Source organism: Rodentibacter sp. (assembly GCF_057314195.1).
The window spans coordinates 1-4,659 of record NZ_DBHLAM010000034.1 but is presented as its reverse complement, the minus strand read 5'-3'; the positions used below and the strand labels follow the sequence as shown (position 1 = coordinate 4,659).

The window sequence follows — 4,659 nt, the reverse complement described above, 5'->3', positions numbered from 1 at the left end:
GGCTTTAGAAGAAGAATTCGATATCGAAATTCCTGATGAAGAAGCTGAAAAAATTACGACCGTTCAATCTGCGATTGATTACGTGCAAAACAATCAATAATTTCGAGTTAGGCGACTTTTGAGTCGCCTAATTTTTTTTATGTAAGCACCTTTCTAACACTAATACATTCTCAATTATAGCCTTCCTAAAATTCATTATTTTTTAACTAAAATTTCTTCCCCAAATGCCAAAATCTTATCCTCCGATCCATACAAACTCATTAAGATTATGCTTAATAAAAAATATTGATATAAAACAATAATCTATTTAATACTACTTATTTAGTATTAAAAAGCATGCTAAGATCTGCCTGAATTTTTAATTCTTTAATCAATTTTTTGGGAGTGTTTTATGGATTTCTTGATGAATTTAGGAGAAGGCACGCAATTTACTATTCAGCTTGCCATCGTCTTAATCTGTTTGTTCTACGGCGCCAAAAAAGGCGGTATCGCACTGGGTTTATTAGGCGGTATTGGTCTGATTGTATTGGTATTCGGCTTTGGCATCGAACCGGGCAAACCGGCAATCGACGTGATGCTGACTATCCTCGCTGTGGTGGTGACATCCGCGACATTACAAGCCAGTGGCGGTTTGGATGTAATGTTGCAAATCGCAGAAAAATTACTGCGTAAAAACCCAAAATATGTAAGTATTCTCGCCCCTTTCGTAACCTGTTTCTTAACTATTTTATGCGGTACCGGACACGTGGTTTATACCATGCTGCCGATTATTTATGACATCGCCATCAAAAATAACATCCGACCGGAACGTCCGATGGCAGCGAGTTCTATCGCCTCCCAAATGGGGATCATCGCGTCACCGGTATCTGTTGCCGTAGTTACTTTAACCGCATTCTTAGTCAATGCACAAAATCATTTGGCAGGCTTCGACGGTTACTTGGATTTATTAAAAATCACCGTACCATCTACCCTTTGTGGCGTATTAGCTATCGGTATCTTCAGTTGGTTCCGCGGTAAAGATTTGGATAAAGACGAGGAATTTCAAACAAAATTAAAAGATCCGGAATTCAAAAAATATGTGTATGGTGATAGCGCCTCCTTGCTCGACAAAAAGTTACCACAGTCCAGTTGGAACGCAATGTGGATTTTCTTCGGAGCAATCATCATCGTGGCCTTGCTAGGTTACTTTAAAGAATTGCGCCCGTCCTTTGAGAAAAACGCACCAGCACAAGTCGTTGAGGTAATTTCTGACAGTAAAGCAGTACAAAGTTTCAACATTAAAGATGGTAAAATCGTCGCTCTCACTAAAGACGGCAAAGTGGCACTTGACGTAAAAGACAGTAAAGCAAAAGCCCAAACCGCCTATAACAGCGTTGAAATTTATGACAACAAAGGCATCTTAAATCAAACTTTGTCTGTGCAGGATAACAATGTCATTATCACCACAGGCGATAAAACCGATACCGTTGCCAACGCAACTATTCAGTTAAAAGACAGCGCGAAAAAGAAAACCACATTAGGTATGGTTCACGTTATCCAAATCTTCATGTTGTTAGCCGGTGCACTGATCATTATCTTTACCAAAACCGATGCAAGTAAAATCAGCAAAAACGAAATCTTCCGTTCTGGTATGATTGCTTTGGTTGCTGTATTTGGAATTTCTTGGATGGCAGAAACCATGTTCTCCGTCCACACCCCAATGATGAAAGCTGCCTTAGGCGATGTGGTAAAAGCCCATCCTTGGACTTATGCAGTAATGTTGCTACTAATTTCCAAATTCGTAAATTCCCAAGCGGCCGCATTAGTCGCTTTCGTACCACTTGCATTAGGTATCGGTGTTGACCCAGCAATTATCCTTGCTTTCGCCGCCGCTTGTTATGGCTACTACATTTTACCGACCTACCCAAGCGACTTGGCTGCCATCCAATTCGACCGTTCCGGCACCACCCATATCGGTAAATTCGTAATCAACCACAGCTTTATTTTACCGGGCTTAATCGGTGTAATTACTTCCTGTATTTTCGGGTATATCTTCACCGGTTTATTCGGTTACTTATAATTACTTCTTCAATAAAGCCATTTAATTTTAATCTGCCCCCAAAGCCGGACTAAATCTCCGTCTAATTAAGGGCAGATTCTTTTTATAATCAAATTCTCCAACTTTTCAAATACCAAGTCGTCAATTTTGATCTTCAAACCAATAAAATCAGGCTCTTACCAACAAATAGATTCACGAAATGCGCCTAACTTTTAAACGGCATACTCCCCTTCCGAATTAACCGAAATGCCGATATTCAACTATCAGAACATTCGCTAATGACATTCATCCTGTTCGGGTATCACCCATCTTCCCAAAATACCAATCCAATGCGGTGCTATTTTAGTACTCTAATGTCGCTTATAAATTTAGAGCCTAATGGTAAAATTAACTAGTTTATCGGGGCAAATTTTTGGGAATGGAGCCTAATTTACATGTAATGTCATTACTTTCGTTTATTTCCAACAAAGCCTTAACTGGATATTTGTACTTGAGCCATAAACGATATTTTAAGTTAGGATGAGAGAAAGAACATTAGATTGGACGAAGGATTCTAAAGACTTAAAACTAAAGAAACACTAGAAACAAAGTAACATTCAATTGATTGCAATGCTCTTGAGGAACAATAAGAGTAGCAGTATTTTTTAGAAAGCCCGTATGTCCATATAATTTATTTAGAAATAAATTAAAAAACAACGAGCTATACAATAGGGAGGTGGAGCTAAGCAGAATTGGTCTTAACAGTAAGTGGCTTACTGCTCGCATCCCTGCGGGATTTCTACCTAGTCCACCATTGAGTTGGTGTTCTAGTCAATTGCGACATAAAACAAATCGAAGGTATCTCAACCTTCACGCCACTTTTCAGGAGACCAATCCTGTTCTTACATATCCTGTAAGAATGGCGCACATAATAATTCCCTTTTTTGACTTTGTCAACAGGGCAACCGCAAGTGTTGTCCATTTATTAACCGAAACACCAAACAATTTCATTTTTCTTCCCTTCAGACTTTCTTTGAGATAAGACAAGACCTTGTGTTTTGCTCCATACCGTAATGCTATGCAATGCGGTTTGTGTTTCAGTGTTGAAACTATGACGCAATATTTTTTCCATAAATGGCCATCAGCTCGCAACCTTGGATTATTCTTATCTCATTGATAAAGTTGATAAAAATGTCATTAAATACTTTAGACTCTATACGTTTAATTATGCAAAAATATTTTTTCGCACAAAAAACTCTTATATTGCCCTGTAATTGGCAAATTAAATGTTATAAACCATTTTCAATCTAAGCAAGCTCAGCAAATAGGTGGCTAATAGATCAATTTCTTTCTTTGATATAAATCTCCCCTTTTAGTCAGAATATGGCTTCACGAAAGCCAATCGGCTTTCATTCGGTTAATAAAACTTGCTTACTTTTACAAGCACTGAATATGTTACTTATGAACACTATTTTTATTTATTTTAGCCAAATTACAGACTCAAACCTAAATAATAGCTTGAAAACAAGCAACTTTTTTGTTTGAATAAGCAGCGCATTTGCTAATGCACTAATCAATTGATAATCTACAAAATATAGGAGTTTAAAATGGAACCACAACAATTTGCAGATACTTATATTATGGCTAATGCAAGTTATTTTCCATCGGAGAAAATTGTGCTAATTAAAGATAAACTTTCGACTTTACCTGAACAACGCCAATCAACAATTCAATCTATTCCTTTGAAAAATCCGATGATTGTATTACTCCTTTCGTTATTATTTGGCGGATTAGCTATCGATCGTTTTTATTTAGGCGATGTCGGCAAAGGTATTTTAAAGATTATTTCTCTATTTCTCATTGTAGGATTTATTTGGGTCTTCTTAGATATTTATTTATGCTACAAAAAAGCGAAAGAGATGAATTTTAATAAAATAATGCTTATTTCTTAAGTAAAAAGAGAAAATGAAGTGTTCTGTCCCCTAAAAATCGGACTAAATCCCCGATCGATTAAGGGACAGATTTTTTATGACTAAATACACCTACTGTTCAAATGCCAAGTTATCAAATTTTATCTTCCGAACGATAAAAATTGCCCTTCTACTTGTAAACAATTTTTCTTGTAACATATGGAACAATGTGAAACCGAATAAAAACAGAGCCAATTTTTAACTCAAAGGAAGGAAAATTATTGCACCGAGGCACTTCTTTAATCTGCGCCATGCTGTAGATTCCTGTTCTGCAACAGCCCGAATGCAATTTTTTATCGTTCATCTGGTGGAGGAAAATGAGATTTATATTGTCCGAACATTTCGTCACTGAAGGTTTCGCTTTTGGCATCGAACATCAATAGTTGGATCATTCGTTAGAAACTATCCGACAAGCCAAAGAACATTAAGTTTGTGTCATAAAAATAGCACCGCATTGGAGCCTTTTCCAATGCGGTGCTATTTTGTGAGGTCATTTCAGCTCTGTGCAGCAGCCACATAATTTCGAGACATCGAGCCGCACTTTTATATCTTATTTAATGACGGTAATTTTCCATTTAGCATCATCGACTTGTTCAAAATCAGTTACTTCGTAACCCTCTTCTGCCGCCCATGCAGGAATGGCTTCTGTGGCTTGTGTGCAGTCAAATTCAA

Annotated in this window: 4 protein-coding genes; 3 read left to right on the top strand and 1 reads right to left on the bottom strand. The window is 37.3% G+C overall.

Going from position 1 to position 4,659, the window contains the following annotated elements; translation table 11 throughout:
- The 3 genes from ACO59Y_RS05175 to ACO59Y_RS05165 form a co-directional block, all read left to right on the top strand.
- Window positions 1–100, top strand: a 100-nt coding sequence (locus ACO59Y_RS05175; protein WP_486131273.1) for an acyl carrier protein, incomplete at its 5' end; no start/stop codon positions are given.
- Between the two features lie 291 nt (window positions 101–391).
- A complete protein-coding gene (locus tag ACO59Y_RS05170; protein WP_486131247.1) occupies window positions 392–2,059 on the top strand; it encodes an anaerobic C4-dicarboxylate transporter in 1,668 nt (555 codons plus the stop codon).
- A gap of 1,565 nt (window positions 2,060–3,624) precedes the next feature.
- Window positions 3,625–3,969: an NINE protein gene (locus ACO59Y_RS05165; protein WP_486131245.1), complete on the top strand. Its 345-nt coding sequence runs from the start codon at window positions 3,625–3,627 to the stop codon at window positions 3,967–3,969.
- A 568-nt stretch (window positions 3,970–4,537) separates the two neighbouring features.
- On the opposite strand, the gene ACO59Y_RS05160 is transcribed toward ACO59Y_RS05165, so the two are convergent.
- A partial coding sequence (locus ACO59Y_RS05160; protein WP_486131271.1) for a sulfurtransferase TusA family protein occupies window positions 4,538–4,659 on the bottom strand: 122 nt, incomplete at its 5' end.

Excerpts from the sequence above, each read along its gene's own strand:
- ACO59Y_RS05165 (WP_486131245.1), top strand. The coding sequence starts at position 3,625 with ATGGAACCACAACAATTTGCAGATACTTATATTATGGCTAATGCAAGT.
- ACO59Y_RS05170 (WP_486131247.1), top strand. The coding sequence starts at position 392 with ATGGATTTCTTGATGAATTTAGGAGAAGGCACGCAATTTACTATTCAG.